Source organism: Chryseobacterium cupriresistens (assembly GCF_046614675.1).
GTDB lineage: Bacteria > Bacteroidota > Bacteroidia > Flavobacteriales > Weeksellaceae > Chryseobacterium > Chryseobacterium cupriresistens.
Genome location: NZ_JBKKJT010000006.1, coordinates 44,099 through 63,333, shown reverse-complemented (window position 1 = coordinate 63,333; position 19,235 = coordinate 44,099). Strand labels below are relative to the sequence as shown.

At 37.2% G+C, this 19,235-nt stretch carries 23 protein-coding genes; 9 read left to right on the top strand and 14 right to left on the bottom strand.

The window, feature by feature from the left end; genetic code table 11:
* Positions 1-7 precede the first annotated feature (7 nt).
* Positions 8-481: a cupin domain-containing protein gene (locus tag ACLI50_RS16825; protein ID WP_395972610.1), complete on the bottom strand. Its 474-nt coding sequence runs from the start codon at positions 479-481 to the stop codon at positions 8-10.
* Complete coding sequence (locus ACLI50_RS16820; RefSeq protein ID WP_411414279.1) at positions 471-1,466, bottom strand: NADP-dependent oxidoreductase; 996 nt, start codon at positions 1,464-1,466, stop codon at positions 471-473. The genes ACLI50_RS16825 and ACLI50_RS16820 overlap by 11 nt, the downstream gene beginning before the upstream one ends.
* A 92-nt stretch (positions 1,467-1,558) precedes the next feature.
* Between ACLI50_RS16820 and ACLI50_RS16815 the strand changes: the two genes are divergently transcribed.
* Positions 1,559-1,942 carry a winged helix-turn-helix transcriptional regulator gene (locus ACLI50_RS16815; protein WP_202843266.1) on the top strand — a complete coding sequence of 128 codons (384 nt, stop codon included), beginning with the start codon at positions 1,559-1,561 and terminating at the stop codon, positions 1,940-1,942.
* Between the two features lie 284 nt (positions 1,943-2,226).
* Here the strand turns inward: ACLI50_RS16815 and ACLI50_RS16810 are convergent, their stop codons facing one another.
* From ACLI50_RS16810 to ACLI50_RS16795, 4 genes are all read right to left on the bottom strand, one after another.
* Positions 2,227-3,081 carry a glycine betaine ABC transporter substrate-binding protein gene (locus tag ACLI50_RS16810; RefSeq protein ID WP_202843264.1) on the bottom strand — a complete coding sequence of 285 codons (855 nt, stop codon included), beginning with the start codon at positions 3,079-3,081 and terminating at the stop codon, positions 2,227-2,229.
* A 1-nt stretch (position 3,082) separates the two neighbouring features.
* Positions 3,083-3,910: an ABC transporter permease gene (locus tag ACLI50_RS16805; protein WP_202843262.1), complete on the bottom strand. Its 828-nt coding sequence runs from the start codon at positions 3,908-3,910 to the stop codon at positions 3,083-3,085.
* Position 3,911: 1 nt separating this feature from the next.
* Positions 3,912-5,162: a quaternary amine ABC transporter ATP-binding protein gene (locus tag ACLI50_RS16800; protein WP_202843260.1), complete on the bottom strand. Its 1,251-nt coding sequence runs from the start codon at positions 5,160-5,162 to the stop codon at positions 3,912-3,914.
* A gap of 529 nt (positions 5,163-5,691) precedes the next feature.
* Positions 5,692-6,057 (bottom strand): DUF1304 domain-containing protein, encoded by a 366-nt coding sequence (locus ACLI50_RS16795; protein WP_047429381.1) that lies wholly within the window; start codon positions 6,055-6,057, stop codon positions 5,692-5,694.
* Positions 6,058-6,122: 65 nt separating this feature from the next.
* On the opposite strand from ACLI50_RS16795, the gene ACLI50_RS16790 reads away from it, so the two are divergent.
* The 3 genes from ACLI50_RS16790 to ACLI50_RS16780 all read left to right on the top strand — a co-directional run bounded on the left by ACLI50_RS16790 (position 6,123) and on the right by ACLI50_RS16780 (position 7,642).
* The gene (locus ACLI50_RS16790; protein ID WP_202843258.1) at positions 6,123-6,695 is read left to right on the top strand and encodes a Crp/Fnr family transcriptional regulator; all 573 of its coding nucleotides are present in this window, start codon (positions 6,123-6,125) and stop codon (positions 6,693-6,695) included.
* Positions 6,696-6,758: 63 nt separating this feature from the next.
* Entirely contained in the window at positions 6,759-7,190 is a 432-nt protein-coding gene (locus ACLI50_RS16785; RefSeq protein WP_411414278.1) for a DoxX family membrane protein, read from the top strand.
* 8 nt (positions 7,191-7,198) lie between these two features.
* The gene (locus ACLI50_RS16780; protein WP_411414277.1) at positions 7,199-7,642 is read left to right on the top strand and encodes a carboxymuconolactone decarboxylase family protein; all 444 of its coding nucleotides are present in this window, start codon (positions 7,199-7,201) and stop codon (positions 7,640-7,642) included.
* Positions 7,643-8,111: 469 nt separating this feature from the next.
* Here ACLI50_RS16780 and ACLI50_RS16775 read toward each other — a convergent pair whose 3' ends face one another.
* The 6 genes from ACLI50_RS16775 to ACLI50_RS16750 all read right to left on the bottom strand — a co-directional run bounded on the left by ACLI50_RS16775 (position 8,112) and on the right by ACLI50_RS16750 (position 13,055).
* Entirely contained in the window at positions 8,112-9,080 is a 969-nt protein-coding gene (locus ACLI50_RS16775; protein WP_411414276.1) for a cyclase family protein, read from the bottom strand.
* A gap of 219 nt (positions 9,081-9,299) precedes the next feature.
* Positions 9,300-10,283: an aldo/keto reductase gene (locus ACLI50_RS16770; protein ID WP_411414275.1), complete on the bottom strand. Its 984-nt coding sequence runs from the start codon at positions 10,281-10,283 to the stop codon at positions 9,300-9,302.
* A 228-nt stretch (positions 10,284-10,511) separates the two neighbouring features.
* A complete protein-coding gene (locus ACLI50_RS16765) occupies positions 10,512-11,264 on the bottom strand; it encodes a type 1 glutamine amidotransferase domain-containing protein (protein WP_202843248.1) in 753 nt (250 codons plus the stop codon).
* A gap of 2 nt (positions 11,265-11,266) precedes the next feature.
* The gene (locus ACLI50_RS16760) at positions 11,267-11,554 is read right to left on the bottom strand and encodes a putative quinol monooxygenase (protein ID WP_110010915.1); all 288 of its coding nucleotides are present in this window, start codon (positions 11,552-11,554) and stop codon (positions 11,267-11,269) included.
* 2 nt (positions 11,555-11,556) lie between these two features.
* Entirely contained in the window at positions 11,557-12,441 is an 885-nt protein-coding gene (locus ACLI50_RS16755; RefSeq protein ID WP_202843246.1) for an NAD-dependent epimerase/dehydratase family protein, read from the bottom strand.
* The gene (locus ACLI50_RS16750) at positions 12,438-13,055 is read right to left on the bottom strand and encodes an NAD(P)H-dependent oxidoreductase (protein ID WP_202843244.1); all 618 of its coding nucleotides are present in this window, start codon (positions 13,053-13,055) and stop codon (positions 12,438-12,440) included. The genes ACLI50_RS16755 and ACLI50_RS16750 overlap by 4 nt, the downstream gene beginning before the upstream one ends.
* 317 nt (positions 13,056-13,372) lie before the next feature.
* Here ACLI50_RS16750 and ACLI50_RS16745 point away from each other — a divergent pair, with 317 nt between their 5' ends.
* Positions 13,373-14,119: a metallophosphoesterase family protein gene (locus ACLI50_RS16745; protein ID WP_411414274.1), complete on the top strand. Its 747-nt coding sequence runs from the start codon at positions 13,373-13,375 to the stop codon at positions 14,117-14,119.
* A 40-nt stretch (positions 14,120-14,159) separates the two neighbouring features.
* Positions 14,160-15,056 carry a LysR family transcriptional regulator gene (locus tag ACLI50_RS16740; protein WP_202843240.1) on the top strand — a complete coding sequence of 299 codons (897 nt, stop codon included), beginning with the start codon at positions 14,160-14,162 and terminating at the stop codon, positions 15,054-15,056.
* On the opposite strand, the gene ACLI50_RS16735 is transcribed toward ACLI50_RS16740, so the two are convergent.
* Together ACLI50_RS16735 and ACLI50_RS16730 are read right to left on the bottom strand one after the other, a co-directional pair.
* Positions 15,033-15,500: a GNAT family N-acetyltransferase gene (locus ACLI50_RS16735; protein ID WP_411414273.1), complete on the bottom strand. Its 468-nt coding sequence runs from the start codon at positions 15,498-15,500 to the stop codon at positions 15,033-15,035. The two genes, ACLI50_RS16740 and ACLI50_RS16735, sit on opposite strands and share 24 nt — an antisense overlap.
* Positions 15,500-15,934 (bottom strand): GNAT family N-acetyltransferase, encoded by a 435-nt coding sequence (locus ACLI50_RS16730; RefSeq protein WP_411414272.1) that lies wholly within the window; start codon positions 15,932-15,934, stop codon positions 15,500-15,502. The genes ACLI50_RS16735 and ACLI50_RS16730 overlap by 1 nt, the downstream gene beginning before the upstream one ends.
* A 466-nt stretch (positions 15,935-16,400) precedes the next feature.
* On the opposite strand from ACLI50_RS16730, the gene ACLI50_RS16725 reads away from it, so the two are divergent.
* The 3 genes from ACLI50_RS16725 to ACLI50_RS16715 all read left to right on the top strand — a co-directional run bounded on the left by ACLI50_RS16725 (position 16,401) and on the right by ACLI50_RS16715 (position 19,194).
* Positions 16,401-17,276 carry an aldo/keto reductase gene (locus ACLI50_RS16725; RefSeq protein WP_411414271.1) on the top strand — a complete coding sequence of 292 codons (876 nt, stop codon included), beginning with the start codon at positions 16,401-16,403 and terminating at the stop codon, positions 17,274-17,276.
* A gap of 170 nt (positions 17,277-17,446) precedes the next feature.
* A complete protein-coding gene (locus tag ACLI50_RS16720; RefSeq protein WP_411414270.1) occupies positions 17,447-18,505 on the top strand; it encodes an NAD(P)H-dependent flavin oxidoreductase in 1,059 nt (352 codons plus the stop codon).
* A 74-nt stretch (positions 18,506-18,579) separates the two neighbouring features.
* Entirely contained in the window at positions 18,580-19,194 is a 615-nt protein-coding gene (locus ACLI50_RS16715; RefSeq protein ID WP_343641529.1) for a hypothetical protein, read from the top strand.
* The last annotated feature ends 41 nt before the right edge of the window (positions 19,195-19,235 follow it).

Sequence of the window (19,235 nt, the reverse complement as noted above, 5' to 3'; positions counted from 1 at the left end):
CAACAAATTAAATTTCTGCATCAATCAAAACAGCCAGCTGAATGCAAGGTTCATTAGACCGGTTGCTCCAAGCATGATTTGTTCCTCTTTGAATGACGATGTCGCCAGGTTTCAAAAGCGTTTCTCCTTCCTCCATGATGAGGTAAAGTTCGCCGGAAAGAATAATGATATAATCCAGTGTTGGCGTTTGATGCATCATTGGATGAGGTTCATTCTTTTTCCATTCTATACCTAAATTTTTATCGGGAGGAACAACGACATACCGGAAGTAAGTTCCATTTTTAGGAGTCTGTGGAAATCCTATGTTGGGAATTCTGGCTTCAAAATCCAGACTTGCAGGCATTGTTTGCGTATTCCATATATCTGAAATGATAAGTCCCGGAAAATGTTCTACAGCGTTTTCAACCTGCTGATCTTCTATAATAACGGATTTTCCATCTTTAATTCCTGTAACAATTCGTCGTGGTATTTTATTCATCATTTCTCATGATAAGTTTATGACCCTGAGTCTGATTATTTTTTAATAGAGAATGCGCCTTCAGAACAGTTTCTAAAGAAAGATTTCCTATGATTTTATGTTGAGGAGGAAGGATCGTTTCGTTTTCAATGAGTCTTTTTATTTCTAATAAACTGTTTTTATAATACTCATATTTTTTAATCATTCCGTAAGTGTAATTGGAAATATTCATAATCAGTGTTCCTTTGTTGAACAGTATTTCATGAGCTTCGTTTGTTACCAAAGCCGTGACATCCACATAGGTTCCGTTGATTTTTAAAACTTCTGCGGTGATTTCAGACATATAGTTTCCCACCAGATCAATTCCATATTCGAAAGGTTGATCATTATTGGCTTTTAGAATATTACTGATAAGATTTTCTTCTTTATAGTTGATGATCTGATGATTTTTCAATCCCAGATTGAGAAGGATCTGTCTGTTTTCTTCACTGCCCACTGTGGTTGTGATCTGTCGGATATTATGTGCTAATAAAAGTTTGATCAGAAATGAACCGACTCCTCCGGTTGCTCCTGTTACCAAAACTGTATTTTCGGGGTTTAATTTCAGACGATTAAAAATTTGTAAAGAAGTAAGCCCTGCTGAAGGAATGGCAGCCGCCTGTTCAAAAGAAATATTTTTTGGTTTAAAGGAAACAATGGCTTCAGGAACTGCAATATATTCAGCGTAAGTGCCGTTGCTTCCCATGGAACCGCTGCCACAATAGACTTCATCTCCAATATTGAATTCTTTAACTCCTGAACCTTTATCCACTACAATTCCGGATAGTTCTCTTCCTAATATCGGGGAACTGATCAGTTTCCGTTCCAATTCATTTTCCAGCATCTGATAATCGATGGGGTTGAAACCACTTGCTTTAATCTGAATTAAAACTTCATTGCCTTTGGGTTTTGGCTGTTCTGCAAATCCGTCTTCCAACTTTCCGTTTTTATTTAAAATAACTGTTTTCATACTTTAAAATTTGATACACAAATGTAAAGCGGGAATAGTTTATATTTGCTACTAGTTAACCAATGGTAACTAGTTACCTTCATGAAACTATTATGGCAAAAATCATTGAAAACGGCATTGAAAGAGAGGCCAGCTGCACAGAGGAATTGTTCGCGATGCGCGACAGTCTGGACGTTTTGGGAGGAAAATGGAAACTGATGATTTTACGGTATCTGACGAACAGACCGGATCAGATGATTCATTTTAAAAAGTTGGAACGCAGTATAGAAGGTATCTCTGCGAAAATGTTAAGCAAAGAATTAAAAGAACTGGAAACGAATCTCCTGATCACCAGAACCATTCAGGATACAAAGCCGATTACGGTAACGTATGCGGTGACCGAATACGGGAAATCTGTATTTCCGGTCACAGAAACATTGGTGAATTGGGGGATCCTTCATCGTGAGAAAATCAAAGAATCAATGGGATCGTTATGAGATATTGAAAAACGCAAAGACGCAACAATTTTCTTTTAAATATGCCTTAAGGCGCAAGGATTTTATCTTTGATAAAATTTAATTCTGTTGAATTTTAACTGAAACAAACTTGCTGAAAATCTTTGATTTTCTTGCGCCTTAAAGCAGTATGTTATTAAATTTCTTTGCGTCTTTGCGATTACTAATAATATGGCTTCATAGAGAAAAAATCAACTAATCTATGTCGATAAAAAATCCTCAGCCCATGTTGAGTTGAGGATTTTTAAATAATACCAAACTGTTTATTAATTTTTATCTAGCCAGGACTGTACCAGTTCCGGGTGATCTTTCACCCATTCTTTGGCGGTGGCTTCTTTATTTTTACTCTGTTCCATTTTCATTAAAAGATCAGACATATTTTCATCATCAAAATGGAGTTTTGAAAAGAATTTGGCCAGCTCAGGATGATCTTTTGCAAAGCTTTTTCTGGAGTAAGTTTTAATCTGTTCTGCTTCACCAAATATCTTTTTGGGATCGTCAAGAAACTTAAGCTTCATTTTTCCAAACATCCAGTGAGGCTGCCATCCGGTTACCACAATCCATTCTTTACGTTGAATAGCATTCTGTAATTCGGTGATCATGGCAATCGTAGAGGAATTGATCTGTTGGTAATCCAGTTTATAGTCAACAATAGCTTTATCCGTTCCGGTGGTTAGCCCGGCTCCTTTTTCAATCCCAATAATTCTGTGATTGAACTGTTTTTTATATTGATTGAGCTCCTCAATGGAGTTAACAGGAACGTAATCAGGAACCACCAGTCCTATACGTCCATTGTCGTAATTGGTTCCCAGACGAACTAATTCCGGAAATTTAGCCAGTTTTTTAGCATGAGTATAAGGAAGCCAGACTCCCATGAAAAGGTCTGTATCTTCATTATTCATCGAAGCCAGGATCATATCCGTAGAAGCTTTTTGAATAATAACGTGGTATCCCTGCTCGTCCAGAATGGCTTTTGCAACATGCGTCATCGCAACATCTTCTGCCCAGCCATCTACCATTCCTATGGTAATGTATTTTGAGTTTTTTATGTTTTCACACGAACTTAATGCTGTAAATAGTAACATTAAAACGGGCAAAAACAGATATTTAAATTGTTTCATCTTATTGCTTTTTCTTTACAAATCCCTGGGTAATACGGTCGAGGATAATGGCCAATATCACTACGGATAAACCACTTTCAAATCCTAATCCGATATCCAGATTATTAATTCCCTCCAGTACTTTCTCTCCTAAACCGCCTGCAGCAATCATTCCTGCAATAACGACCATGGATAATGATAACAAGATTGTCTGATTGATTCCCGTTAAAATCGTTTTCATCGCTAAAGGAAGCTCTACTTTGAACAGGATCTGACGGTTGGTGGCTCCAAAAGCTCTGGCAGCTTCCACAATATCTTTGGGAACGGCTTCAATTCCCAATGTCGTTAATCGAACTGCTGGCGGCATGGCGAAAATGATGGTTGCAAAAGCACCCGGTACTTTACCGATACTGAAAAACAGTACAGCCGGGATCAGGTAGACAAAAGCGGGCATGGTCTGCATCAGATCCAGTAAAGGACGAATGATTTTGTCGGCTATTTTGCTTTTAGCTGCTAAAATTCCCAAAGGAATAGAAAGAATAAGAGCGGTAATGGTGGATACAAAGATAAGTGCCAGCGTTTCCATGGTTTCTTTCCATAGACCCATTAAAAATATTAAACTTAATCCGGTAGCCGTTACTACAGCAATGCCTTTTCCGGCTTTCCATAACGCCAGCAGGGTAAAAAAGAGAATGATTACATAAAAAGGTGTGTTTGTTAAAACCCATTCAATCCCCATAATAGAGGCATTTCCTAAGTGTTTTATAACATCGAATACAGGTTTTCCGTTTTCTGTGAGCCAATTGATTGCAGTTTCTACATATTGACCTATATCTATAGTTTTATTCATCTTATTGGTTGTTTGCGATTTCTTTTAATTCAATAATCTCTTCTTCGTTAAATTTGGTCGCTTCTATGACCAGAGATAACTGGGTGACAAGACCTAAAAATTTATTGTCTTCATCAATAACAGCAATGGACGATTTATTTTCTGAGATCAGCGGCAGCATTTCCTCTACCGTTACTTCAGGATAAACCGAAGGAACATTACTGTTGATAATGGATTCTACCGTAGGTTCTTTCTTTTTGGCAATGCGGACAACATCATTAAGGGTTACAAAACCCAGAAATTTATTTTGAAAATCTACTACAGGTAAGTTTTCCAGCCCCGTAGCTCTCATTTTTCTTAAAGCTCCTTCAGGACCGTCTTTTCTGAAACGTACAACTGTCGCTTTGTCAAACATTAAAGATCTGGCGGTAATAATCGTTTTACGGTCTACTTTCTCTACGAACGCTTTTACATAATCACTTGCCGGATTGGTTAGAATATCTTCAGCAGTTCCTATCTGTTCTATGACACCATCTTTCATGATGACGATGCGGTCTCCGATTTTAATGGCTTCATCCAGATCGTGCGTAATAAAGACAATGGTTTTTTGTAAGGTATTCTGCAGTTCAAGCATCTGATCCTGCATTTCAGATTTTATCAGCGGATCCAGTGCAGAGAATGCTTCATCCATAAGCAAAACTTCAGGATCATTGGCCAACGCTCTTGCCAATCCTACTCTCTGCTGCATTCCTCCGGAAAGCTGTGAAGGATATTGATTTTCAAAACCAGTTAATCCAACGATATCCAGCGCTTTCTGTGCTTTTTTATCGCGTGAAGCTTTGTCTTCTCCTCTTATTTCCAGCCCGAAACCAGCATTGTCGAGAATTGTATGATGAGGCAGTAATCCGAATTTCTGAAATACCATACTCATTTCTGTTCTTCTTACTTCCAGCAGTTCTTTGTTGTTTTTCCCGGTAATATCATCGTCATTGATGAATACTTTTCCTGACGTGGGTTCATTCAGTCTGTTCAAACAGCGCAGTAAAGTTGATTTTCCACTTCCTGAAAGTCCCATGATCACAAAGAATTCTCCTTCATAGATTTCAAAACTGGCTTTGTTGATTCCTATGGTGCAGCCTGTTTTTTCAAGAATTTCCTTTTTGGAAAAACCTTTGTCCAGAAGTTCCTGTGCCTTTTCTTTGTTTTTACCAAAGATAATCGTCAGGTCTTCCACTTTAAGTTTTACTTTTCGAGTGTTTTCATTTTTTTCCATATTCAGAATTTTTCAATTAATAATTTGATATAAAAAATTGTACACCAATTCATTATATATATTTAGCTTTCGTTGTTCTGCTGTTGGCAATAGGATAAAATAAATTGCCAAGCCTTTGGTGATAAAAGCTTTAAACAAAAAAATAATAGCATAAAGACCTGCTGGCCTTATGTTTATTTTAAATATTTCAATAGATTATACTCTAGAAAAAGAGTGTATTATGTAAAAAGAAACTGATCTTTTACATAGATTCTACAATTAAATTACTGATGAGGTAATTAAAGATATGTATACTGAACAACTTGAATGGCTACATTTCATCAAAATGCTTGCCAGCATCAAAAAACTGTATATCAATTTTTTATGACGGTGCAAATTTACGAATTTTATATTAAATGGATTTTTACTTATGTAAATTGTTGATTTTCAATATAGTTTTAAAGAGGTGATTTCATGACGAATTTTTCTCTTATCATTAAAGGTAAGAGCAGATGGATATGGTAATTATTTTAAAAGATAACCTGTAAGATTATTTCAATAAAACGGCAATAATAGCAAGAATGGCAGGCAGTGCCTGTACGAAGAATATTTTTTTAGTGGCAGAGATTGCTCCATAGATTCCTGCAACGGCTACACATCCTAAAAAGAATAATGCCACATTGGTCTGCCATTGCGGATCTTTAATCAGGAATGACCAGATCAGTCCGGCAGCCAGGAAACCATTGTAAAGTCCCTGGTTGGCAGCAAGTCCTTTCGTTGGTTTAAACATTTCTGCAGGCAGAGCTGCTTTAAAAACTTCTTTTCCTTTGGTTTCCCATGCGAACATTTCCATCCAAAGAATATAAAGGTGTTCCAGTGCAACGACAGCGATCAGAATTTTAGCAACGATTTCCATGATTCAATATTTTTCTCATTGTAAAACTAAAAAAATAAAGTTAAGTTTGAGTATTAATTCTTACCATGGACTTATTCAAATCACATTTAAACAAATTTATTACGGTAACTGACGAGGAATATACTTCTATTGTATCATTTTTCGAGGTAATGGATGTAAAAAAGAAGCAAAATCTGGTGCTGGAAGGTGAAGTCTGCCGGACCATGTATTTTGTAGTGAAAGGATGTCTGAGAAAGTTCTTTATCAATGAAAAAGGGGTAGAGCAGACGACGGAATTTGCCATTGAAAACTGGTGGATTACAGATACATTCGCTTACGAAAGGCAGATACAAACTAACTTTTCGATACAGGCGGTGGAACATTCTTCTGTTTTGATGATTGATCTGGACCGTCAGGAAGAATTATTACAAAAGCATCCTGTTATGGAAAGGTATTTCCGCATGATCTACCAGCGGGCATATGCTGCTGCGGAACGCAGGATCCGTTATTTGTATGAAATGTCCAGAGAAGAGCTTTATATGCATTTCAGTACATTGTATCCGTGGTTTATTCAAAGGATTCCTCAATATCTTATAGCTTCTTTTTTGAATCTTACTCCGGAATATCTGAGTGAAATCAGAGCAAAATTACGATCTTAAACCAGTTTAAGTTTTTTACGGATCATAAGCCGGAAATTTGTCATGTGATTAAAAGCTAATGCAATGACAGATCAAAAAAATCAATTTCCTCAACTTTTTTTAAGACTGGCTCTCGCCGTTACAATGCTTTCTGCGGTGGCAGACCGTTTCGGATGGTGGAGTAAAGAAAATTCTTCATGGGGAAACATGGAGAGTTTTAAAGAATACACAAGACAGCTTACATTTTTTCTACCGGAAGCATTGAGTACGGTTTCAGCGTATGCCGCAACCTTTTTAGAAATTCTTTTTCCTTTGATGCTGATTTTTGGATTTAAAACAAAATTTGCAGCCTATGGAAGCAGTGCACTGCTGTTAATTTTTGCCATCTCTATGACCATTGCATCTGGTCCGAAAGCCCCACTAAACTATTCTGTATGGGTGGGAAGTGCAGCCACTCTTTTACTGGCGGTACAGCAGCATTATTCTTTAAGTATAGATCAATTAACCAAAAAATAATACATATTATGAGCGCAAGATTAAATATTGCAACAGTAGATTCAGCAGCTTACAAAGCAATGATGGGATTAGAAGCATACTTACAGACCACTTCTTTAACCCATATTCAGAAGGAATTAATTAAAATCAGGGCCTCACAGATCAATAAATGTGCGTTCTGCCTTGATATGCACACCAAAGATGCCATCAAATACGGTGAAAATCCTCAAAGAATCTTTATTCTGAACGGATGGACAGAAGCAAAAGAATTTTTCACTGAAGAAGAGCAGGTACTTTTGGCAATGACAGAAGAAATTACACTGATCAGTCAAAACGGATTAACAGAAGAAACCTTCCAGAAGGCGAAAAGATTCTTTGATGATCACCAGATCGCTCAGATCATTATGGCGATCATTACCATCAATGCCTGGAACAGAATTGCAGTGAGCACGCACCTTCCAATTGCAAAATAACGGAGTCAGGAAGTTGGGTGATGGAAGATGGAAGTTGATGAAGGCTGCGTAATTACGGATGTTTACTTTTTATAAAAACGGCCTTTCAAATTTTTGAAAGGCCGTTTTGATGCAAGATGCAAAGTGGCAGTGTAACACGGTTCAGGTATTAATTCTAAAATAAATTCTAAGGTTAGCTTTATTTTTTTAAACAGAACTACATTGTCTCTTCGTTTCTCGGATATAAAAGTTGTTTGAATTTTACCAAACCACAAAAGTCACAAAAGGGTTCATTTTAAAACACTTGAGTTCACTTAAGTAAGTTTAAAATGATACTGCAGAAAAGTTCACACAAGATGAAAATCAGAGATTTTCACAAAACTTAGGTGTACTTATTACGTATGAGGCTTGGTTCTGAAAAAACTTTTGTGCCTTTTGTGGTTAAAATAATAAATATAAAAGTTTAAACAACCTACTGTAAGCATTTAAATTAATAAATAGCCACAGGATTTACATTCACCTGCGTAGAACCTACATATAAAGGCTGGCCCAGTACGAATAGAAATTCCCAGACTTTTTGTTTCACCAATGGACGGCTGTCAATCAGCTCCAGGTTATAAATTCCTTTTTTTGCCAGCATAAACTGGTTGATGGGAAATTCTTCCTTACTTTTTGGGTTAGGATATACTTCGGAAGCCCAGGTGTCGCCGCCAAAAGCTACGATTCCCTGATCGGCAAGCCATTTTGCGGCATCCATTCCGATTCCGGGTTCTGTTTCCAGGAATTGCTGATTGTTTTTACCGATCAATTCAAGCCATCCGGTATTGAAAAGAACGATATCACCTTTTCTCAGGGTAAGGCCCTGTTTCTTGAGAACAGATTTAATATCTTCTACAGTAAATTCTGTTCCTCCGGGTACTATTGATTTACCATAATGGACAGTCATATCAAGGACCACACCACGGGTTACAAAAGGAGGTACTTTTTCGACACCCAGTTTTTTTACGCCTTCTACCGTTACAAAGTCTGTTGCTTTATTTCCATTGTAGTAAGTATTGTCAATACCAATGTGTCCGATACCGTTCAGCTGTGTTCCTACTCCGGTCCATCCGTTCACCAGTTCGTCATTGAAAGTAAATTTATTAGGACCTATGCTTTTTCCGCCCTGTTCTCCGGGTTGGATATTGTATAAATTGAAACTTCTGTGTCTGAAAGCAGGCAGGTTTTTATCAATAGGAACGGCAAGTGCTAACGTTTTACCTTGTTTTACCAGTCCTAGTGCTTGTTTTACAACTTCCGGTGTTAACAGATTGGCTGCTCCAATCTCATCTTTCGCACCGTAAGCCGAAGGATACCATGATTGATCTTCAGGATTGACGAGTGTCTGAGCTTTTAAATTAATGTTGTTGATAGTCAATAGTGTAGCTAACCCGAACATTCTGATCAGATTATTTTTCATTTTTAAAAAGATTTGGGGGTTAAAAGAGGGAAGCAGAAGCTGGGAGAGGGAAGTTCTATTAGTGTATTGATAATTAGGTGGTTTCTATGCACTTTTCTGCATGTAACAAAGAGATTCCTCCTTCGTCGGAATGACAGTTGAAGTTCAATCGTAAACCAATCTATTGGTTATCCGACATCAATAACTTCCATCTTCCAGCCTCCTTCTTCCAGCTTTATATTATATTTCGTTCAAAGCAGAATTGATGAAGTTCAATTCTTCCTGTGAAAGGTCGATAGACATTGCTTTTGCGTTTTCGATAGCCTGCTGTGCATTTCTGGCTCCTGCCAGTACAACTGTAATAGCTGGTTGTAACGTAGTCCATCTTAATACCAGTTGAGAAAGGCTGGCTCCTTTTTCCTGTGCAATAGGCTCAATTTTTTCTAAGAAAGTTTTTACCTTATTCAGATCAAACTGAGAGAAATATCCGTTTCTGTGGTCGTTATCTTTCAATTGGGTTTCCTTGAAATATTTACCGGTTAAAAGACCTCTTTCCATCGGGCTGTACACGATAATTCCAGAATTGTTTTCCAGAGAATACGGAACAAGATCATTTTCGATTGCACGGTTTAGCATACTGTAAGAAACCTGGTTGCTGGCAAGGTTTAAAGTCCTGTTAGCTTCTTCCATCTGAGCCACGCTGTAGTTGCTTACTCCAGCAGCACGGATTTTTCCCTGCTGGATCAATAGTTCCATTGCTTCCATAGTTTCAGAGATAGGCGTTGTGCTGTCCGGCCAGTGAAGCTGTAAAAGGTCAATATAATCTGTACCTAATCTTTTTAAACTCTCTTCAACTTCTTTGATGATGTTTTCTTTTGAAGCCAGCTTATAAACCGGAAGTGTTTTTCCTTCATCTTCTGCATCAAAGAAAAATTCTCCTTTTCCGTTGTTGCTTCCGTCCCATACCAATCCAAATTTTGTTAAAAGCTGAATTTTTGAACGGTCTTTTCCTTTGATAGCTTCACCGATCATTTCTTCACTCAGTCCGAAACCATAGAATGGAGCCGTGTCGATAGAAGTTACACCATGATCTAATGATGCGTGAATAGAATTGATAGAATCCTGTTTTTCATTACCGCCCCACATATTTCCACCAATAGCAAAAGCACCGTGTGTGATAGTTGATAATTCTAAATCTGTGTTTCCTAATTTTCTATATTCCATTTTTGTTTGTTTAAAAATTGTTGTTGTGTTAAACCACCCCGTCAAAAATTCTTTGAATTTTCGCCACCCCTCCGGAGGAGGGGAATTCTCGCTGTTTCAATAGTGACACTTCTAAGAACTTTTCGGATTTAAAAAGAACTTAAGTGTTCTTCTCTGTATTCTGAATAGCATCTTTTTTTACTTAAGTGACTGAAAACTGTTGTGACTTTTGTGGTTAAAAATTGTTTGTTACTTATTTAATTCCTTTACGATAGCTTCTCCAACGCTTTTTGCTGACTGTGGATTCTGTCCTGTGATCACTCTCTGATCGGTTACCACATGATTCTGCCAAAGCCCGGATTTTTCAAATTTTGCTCCTCTTTCTTTCAGTTTATCTTCCAGTAAGAATGGAACAACGTTTGTTAATTTTACTTCAGATTCCTCTTCATTGGTAAAAGCATTGATTTTTTTACCGTCTACAAGATATTTCCCGTTATTCAGTTTGATATTCACCAAACCTGCGGGACCATGACATACTCCGGCAACAATACCTCCGTTTTCATAAATTTTGGAAGCGATATCTGAAAGTTCCTTATTGTCTGCAAAATCCCACATTGCTCCGTGTCCTCCTGCATAAAAGATGGTTGAATATTCTTTAGGATCGACCTGTGACGGAGTCATTGAGTGATCAATTTTGTTTTTATATTCCTTGTTCTCCCAGAATTCTTTGTTGACAGGATCTTTCAAATCGAAGCCGTCTACCGGAGGAGTTCCGCCTTTCGGACTTACAAAGTCTATTTCATATCCTGCCTTGTGAAGAACTTCCCACGGATGAGAAACTTCACCCAGATAATATCCTGTATCTTCACCTGTACTGCCTTTTTTGTCATGACTGGTTACGACGAATAATATTTTCTTTTTCATATTCTTTGATTTTTTGGTTTGTGCCTGTACGAATCCTATCGTAAAGACCGCAAGCATTAAAAACACTAATTTTTTCATTGTTAAATAAGATTGGTGGTATAAATCTGTGGTTTTTCCTGAAGTTTCTCCTCAACCAAAGCTCCGAAAGCCTGGATATAAGGCTGCTGATTGTGCTGATCCAGTCCTTCTTTACTTTTCCAGATTTCGTAGAAAACAAATTCATTTTTGTCTTCAATTCCCTGGTGAAGGCTGTAAAGCTCGCAAGCTTCTTCTTTTCTTGTTTCTTTTACCATATTCTGAAGAACTTCCAGTACTTCTGCCTGATGTTCTTCCTTGGATTTTATAATGGCTGTAAGATGAATTTTCATAATTAAATAAAATTTTCAATAGAGTTATAGATAGGTTTCCAATCCAGTTCTGCTTTAGCTTTATCTGAACTGCATCTGCTGTTGGATGCAAAACCGAAATAACCTCCTGCAGGACCAAATTTGTCAACCGCATCCTGTATGCTTAATGATTTAGCTGATTGTAAGTTATATTTTTTACTGATCTTTTCTGCAATGTTTTTCAGAGAAGATGAACCGTTTTCTGCATAATAGATAGAGCCTCCTTTTGCTTTTTCCAATGCGAGTACATACAGATCTGCGAGATCTTCAATATGTAAGTTGGACCAGATATTTTCACCTTCACCAAAATAAACTCCATGCCCTTTCTCCTTAGAAAAGTTGATAAGAGCCGGAATCTGAATGCTGTCTTTTTTAATTCCTAAACCTTCTCCGTAAACCATGGTAGGAACAATAACAATACTTCGTATGCCTTTGCTGGCAGATTGCAGGACGTAATTGTTGATCAATACTCTTGATGCCATTTCCAGTCTTGGCTGCAAAGGGAAATCTTCTCTGAATATAAAGTCACTTTTTTTACCATTCTCTTTTCCACCAAAAATGGCAGAGCCTGAAGTGAATATAAAGGTTTTCTGACTTCCTTCCAGAGCTTTGATAAAGTTATCTGCTGCATACGCATCATCTGCTGAATCTGCATTATGGATCACAGCATCAATATCAGAAACCGCTGTTCTGATGAGGTCTTCCTCATGAATATTTCCCACAATGGTTTTGATTCCTAATGATTCCAGTTCCTGCACATGGGTTTCATTACGAACTAGTCCTGTCACTTCATAATTCCTGTCGAGGAGTTTTTTTGCGATAGTTCCGCCTATATAGCCGGTAATACCTGTGATCAGTATTTTTTTCATGATACCAGTTCAGATCTTAATTCTTTTTCAAAAACATTTCTCACATGTTCTTTGTAAAGCTTCATATCGCGTTCTATATTGGCGTTTTTCTCCACATCGTGGAAGTGGAAGCTTTCCATTTTTTCCATTGAAACAAAGGCATTCATTCTGTGGAATCCAAATAAAGGACCTTCGTCCACGCTTTTTTCATTAAAGAATTCTCCGGGAAGTGTGAAAGCAGTTGCAGGAGCATTCCAGCTTGTTGTTAACATATATTTTCTCCCGCCAAGCATTCCTCCTGTACCATAGTTGATTTCAGGACTCTCAGCCTTTCTTCCGTCGCTCATATAAATTCCTTTTGCATGACCTGCCGTGAAGACTTCGTCAATATATTTTTTCAATCCGTTCGGAAGCTGGAACCACCAGATAGGAGTGTGGTAAATGATGTAATCTGCCCAGACAAACTTCTGCACTTCTTCATGTTTGTCATAATTTTCACTTACATTCGTTATCTTTACTTCTACATTTTCAAATTCTTTAAGAACGGCTAATGTATTGTCTGCGATAGTCTGATTATATTTTCCTCCGGAATGTCCGAAATTCTGTCCTCCGTTGATGATTAGTACTTTTTTCATTTTTTTATGATTGTTTAAATTTTACTCTGCAAAGTTAGATCAGATTATTGTATAATAAAAATAATATAAATTATAGGATGTTATTATTTTTGTGATAGCTTGTTTTTTTGATTCGGGTTATGAGGTTCGGGTTGCGGGTTACGGGTTATGGGTTGTGGGTTTCGAGGTTATTTTAACCAGCAGCTAATCATTCACTATTGACTTTGCGAAGCAAAAATTGACGATTGACAATTTCCCCTTTCATGGTAAAATATCATATAATCCCTGAACCGGAATTATTTTCCGACAGGTAAATTTGCCTAACAAATTGAAGGACAATGATACAGATAGCTGTTTTTAGTGATGTGCATGGAAATCTTCCTGCACTGGAAGTGGTGTTGAAGGATATTGAGCAGAGAGGAATAAGCCAGAAGTTCTGCCTGGGAGATCTGGTAGATTTTGCACCCTGGGGAAATGAAGTAATAGAAAAAATAAGGAGTCTGAACATTCCATGTCTGATGGGAAATCACGATGAAAGAATTGCTTTTGATATTCCTGTTGTTCCTTTGCCTAAGCATTCAGAAGAAGAAACTACTGCCCGCTTTATTGCTATAGATCATTCTAAAAAATATATTACAGAACCGAATAAAAAGTTTCTTTCCGGGTTGCCTTTTCACTTAAAGTTAAATTACAAAACAGGTAAAAAGCACTGGAACATCCAGCTGGTTCATTCCAGTCTTGAAAGCAATGATACTTATTTGTATGAATCAGAAAATGATGAGGTTTTTACATCTATGCTGAAATGGGCAAAAGCCGATCTGATCGTAATGGGACATACCCATTTATCATTTAAAAAACAGTTCGGAAATAATACATGGGCCGTTAATTGCGGTTCTGTAGGCCGCTCCAAAGAAGAAAACAGACTGGCTTCTTATCTGGTACTGACTTTGGATGAAGAAAAAATCACCCCTGAAATTGTACAGTTATCTTATCCGATTGATGAAACTATCCGCCAGATACATGAAAGCGGGATTCCGGATTATTATGCTTCGTTTCTGAAGAATGAAAATGTATTAATATTATAATTATTTTGTAACTTTGCATTATAATATTAATAATTAAGTCATGGTTAATTTAGAATGGTATCGTACTTTTAAGGCGATCTATAAAACCGGGACATTGACAGGTGCAGCTGATGCCTTATTCATATCACAGCCGGGAGTAAGCCTTCACTTAAGTTCTCTGGAAGCTTATGTGGGTTACAAGCTGTTTGACAGGACCGGTAGGAAAATGATTCCGACAGAGCGTGGTAAAGTATTGTTTAATGCAGTTGCTGAACCGCTCACTAAGCTGGAAGATGTAGAAAAGAATTTTCAGAAATCTACAGAGAAACATACGCCTACCATCAGTGTAGGGATGTGTTTTGAGACTTTTCAGACTACTCTGGAGCAATATGTTTCTTCATTACCTTTTAATCTGATCATCAGTTTTGGAGAATACCCCGAAATGCTGGATCAATTGGATAAGGGAATTCTCGATCTGATCATCACTCCTAAAAAAGGGTCTTCACCCAATATCGAGCATGAAGCCTTCTCTTCGGAACAAATTATTCTGGTTGGGGGGAAAGATGTAGATAAAGCAGCTTTCAATAAAGTGTTGAAAACAAAAGATGCAGAGCAGATTGAAGAGTGGCTGAAGAATGAAAAATGGTATGGAACCACCGGAGATATGGAACACCTTTTCCAGTTCTGGACCTTAAATTTTGGTCATAAACCGAATTTCCGCCCCAATTATATCGTTCCCAACCTGAATTCAATTATCCGCTGTCTGAAGGGAGGAACAGGATTAGCTGTTGTACCTGATTTTCTTTGCAGGAATGATATCGAAAGCGGTGAAGTACAGCTGATCTGGGAAGGAAAAAAGAAACTGGAAAACACACTGTATTTCGGATGTCGTAAGAAAACCAATTACCAGGCTGAAATAGAACACATTAAAGGTTTATTCCGCCAGGTGATGGCTTAAGACAACCATATCGCGCATCTGTAAACCGTTTTCATAGATTGGATCAGGATAATTTTTAATAAAAAAGTCTTTCAGAATTCCACTTCTGATGAATCCGTTTTTCTCATAAAATCTGATCTGTTGGAATCCCGTATCCGAGGTTCCGACAGTCAGTATTTTATAGTGGTTTTCTTTGGCAATTTCTTTAGCCTTGTTCATCAGGATACTTCCGATTCCTTTGCTACGGTAGCTTTCAATGACGGCAACATTTTTTATTTCCAGTTCCGTATTGCTTTTCTTGTACAATGCCATCACTGCAATGTTTTCAGTACCGCTATGCAAAAGATAAATATCGGAATTGAAAATATATTGATTAATCGCTTCCTTGGTTTCATCCGCCAATAACAGGAGATGGTAGGGAATTTCCGAATCGGAATTTAATTGATGAAAAGTGAAATCTTCCATTACAGACTCATATGAATAAGTGGATAATCTTTTCCTGAACCATCTTTTTCAGACCTTCCGACTTTTTTGAAACCCATTTTTTCATAAAAACCGATGGCCTGAGGGTTTTGTTCATTGACATCTACTTTCGTCAGTCCGGTTTTTTCTTTCATAAACTGATAAAGTGTTTTACCATAGCCTTTTCCACGTGTATCGTTGTGGATGAAAAGCATTTCCAGGTTGCCTTCTGCTACGGAAGCAAATCCTTTAGTTTCATGATCTTCAGTAATTAAATAGACTTCCAGATGAGGAAGATAGTCTCTTGGAATGACTTCTTTAAAATAATTGAAATCCTCTTCAGCAAGAAAATCGTGAGTTGCTTTTACTGCTGATTCCCATATTTCCATAATTCTCGGATAATCCTCTGCTGTAGCCAATCTGATATGTTGTGACATGATTTTAAATTTTAAGCAAAAATAGGGAAAATAGAGGGGAGATGCCAGGAGAAGGGTGAATTTTGAGGCTAGAGGCTAGAGGCTAGAGGCTAGAGGCTGGAAGCTGGGTGATGGAAGTTAGAAGTGTGCACGATTGGTTTTATCGACCACTTTATTCCCCTTCTCTGAAGGGGTGGATTTTTGCAAAGCAAAAAGACGGGGTAGTTAAAAGGTATATAATGTTTTGGTTAACGCAAAGACGCAAGAAATCTTTCTAAAGACGTAATAGATAAGACGCAAAGATTTTATCTTCGATAAAATTGATTAATCAAAATAAACAACTTTACACCTTTACATTTTCTAACCTATTCTGGGGCTAATAAAATACCTTTCTTAGAAGAAAAACAGTAAAAATGGTAGGCAGAATTTTCAATTTTTTATTGCAAATTTGTTTATCACTTTATATTAATCATTAAAATAAAGATTTATGCAAAAGAAAACCTATACAGGACAACCTGTGGTAACATTAAATAACGGTGTGGATATTCCGGCCTTAGGATTTGGAGTATGGCAGATGGAAGATCTGAAAGAATGTGAAAATGCAGTAATCAAAGCTATTCAGACAGGATATAGAATGATCGATACCGCTGCTATTTATCAGAATGAAACTGCAGTAGGTACAGCCGTAAAAAATAGTGGTGTAAACAGAGACGAACTGTTTATCACCTCCAAAGTATGGGTTCAGGATCATGGATACGAAAAGGCGAAAAGCGCTTTTCAGAGAACATTGGACAGATTACAGATGGATTATCTTGATATGTATCTTATCCACTGGCCGTATGGAGATTTTCTGGGAACATGGAAAGCTTTGGAAGAGCTTTATCAGGAGGGGAAGATCAAAGCAATTGGAGTATGTAATTTTACCGTCGAAAAACTTGAAGAATTAAAAGCAAATTCAACTGTTTTACCGGTTATCAATCAGATTGAGCTGCATCCTGTATTTCAGCAGAAAGAACTGCAGGTGTATGACAGAGAAAATAATATCATAACACAGCCATGGAGCCCGCTAGGCAACGGTAACGCTAATCTTTTAAGCAATCCTGACCTGAAAGCTATTGCAGAAAAATATGGTAAAACAGTAGCTCAGGTAATCTTGAGGTGGCACCTTCAGGAAGGTTTCGTTGTAATTCCAAAATCGGTGACACCGTCAAGAATTGAAGAGAACTTTAACGTATTTGATTTTGAACTGACAGAAGATGAAATGAATGTTGTCCGTTCTTTAGATACAGGAAAAAGATTATTTTTTGACCCTAAAGATCCTGATTGGGAACAGAAAATGTTAAATTCTGTAGCGGATATTTAATAAAAATAAAGAATCAAAATATTCCCACAGTTTTCACTAGTTCACAGATTATGATTTGTGTTTTCTGTGAGATCTGTGGGAATTGTATTTTTATTCAGGTGAGGAATATCATATCCTGTTGAAAATGAGGTGTTCTTATTTTTTGTACTTTTTAATTAAAATAATTTTTTATGTTCTGGCCGGATACAATCAGTAAAAAACTAGGAATACAATATCCTCTTATTCAGGCTCCGATGTTTGGAGTAAGTACTGTACAAATGGCTGTTGCCGCTGCAAAAGCAGGCTGTCTGGGATCACTGGCACTGGCTGATCTTTCTGCAGACCAGTCTGTGGAATTAATCAGGGAAACAAGAAAACTGACTGATAAGCCCTTTGCTGCCAATATATTTGTCCATCACATTCCTGAAGTGACGGACGATTTAAAAGAAAAATATAGCAAAACCAAGCAGTTTATCGAAGAACTGGCCGGAGAAAATCATATAGAAGTAAATCTTCCCGACATCGAAGAAATCAGTGTCAACAGCTATCATGAACAGGTTGATGCCATTATTGAAGAAGGATGTAAAATTGTAAGTTTTACATTCGGAAATCTTGATGATAAAAGTATTCAGAAATTACATGAAAACGGAGTTACTCTTATCGGAACCTGTACTTCTGTGAAGGAAGCTTTGTTGCTTGAAAAATCCGGTATTGATATTATTTGTGTGCAGGGAATAGAAGCTGGTGGCCACAGAGGTAGTTTTGAAGCCGAAAATATTCCCCAGATCGGAGGATTATCTTTACTATCACAGATCTACGATCACGTAAATGTTCCTTTGATCTATGCGGGAGGAATTTATGGAGCAAAAACATTACAAGCCGTTAAAGACTTAGGTGCACAGGCTTTCCAGGTGGGTAATCTTTTGCTGGCTTCTCAGGAAAGTGCTTTACTGCCTTTTGAAAAGGAAAGACTGAAAAAAGTGAAAGAAGAAGAAATTGTTCTTACGAAGAGCTTTTCCGGACGGTATGCAAGAGGAGTGAAAAACAAGTTTATAGAAAAAGTTGAGAATTCTGAATATATTTTACCATACCCTTATCAGAACAAACTGACGAATGCTTTACGAAAAGCAGCTAAAACTCTGCAAAATCCAGAATTTGTGGGAATTTGGGTGGGGCAGTCCATTCACCGGTACAGCGAACAGTCTACAGAGGAAATTTTAAAGAAACTGATCAAAGAATGTGAAATATAGATCCATATGTTTTCCATTTGCTGGTAATTTTCTATTTTCGTGAAATATAAAAACTAAAACCAGCCAATATATCTATGAAATATTCAGAAGGAATTCAGAGATCACTTCCATTCGGGTATCTTTTTCTCGTCATAATGGGAATATTAAAAGAGAGTGTGTTCTATTATCAGATAGGTATCAATATTCTGAAATATTCAACAATCATGGACATTCTGATAAGTCCGATTGCTACTTTAACGGCTCATCCGGTAATACTGATTGCCCTGATTGGGGTTGTTGTATTTTCATTTGCTTTTCCCTCTTTTTTATCGAAACAAGCTAATAAAAATAAACGTTGGGCATTACAAATGGCATCTCTTAAAGAACATGAAAACATGAGTAAAGAAGCTATTGAGAATCATTTTACCAATATGTTTGTGAGATTTCTTGCCATGATGTTATTGTCTTTCTTTGTAGGAATAGGATGGGGGGAAGGTCTTGGGCTCACCAGGAAGATCAAGGAGAATAAGCTTAAATATGACTATAAATTAAACTATGGAGATGAAAGCTTTGATCAGGTACATCTGATAGGATCCAACAGTATGTATTATATTTATCTTGCTAAAGGAAATAAAACGATAAAAATAGCTCCGATAGGTTCCATAAAAAGTATCGAACTGACCAATAACAAAAAATTGAATGATAATTAGTATACGTAATAAAAAAGCTTCAGATTGAATTTCTGAAGCTT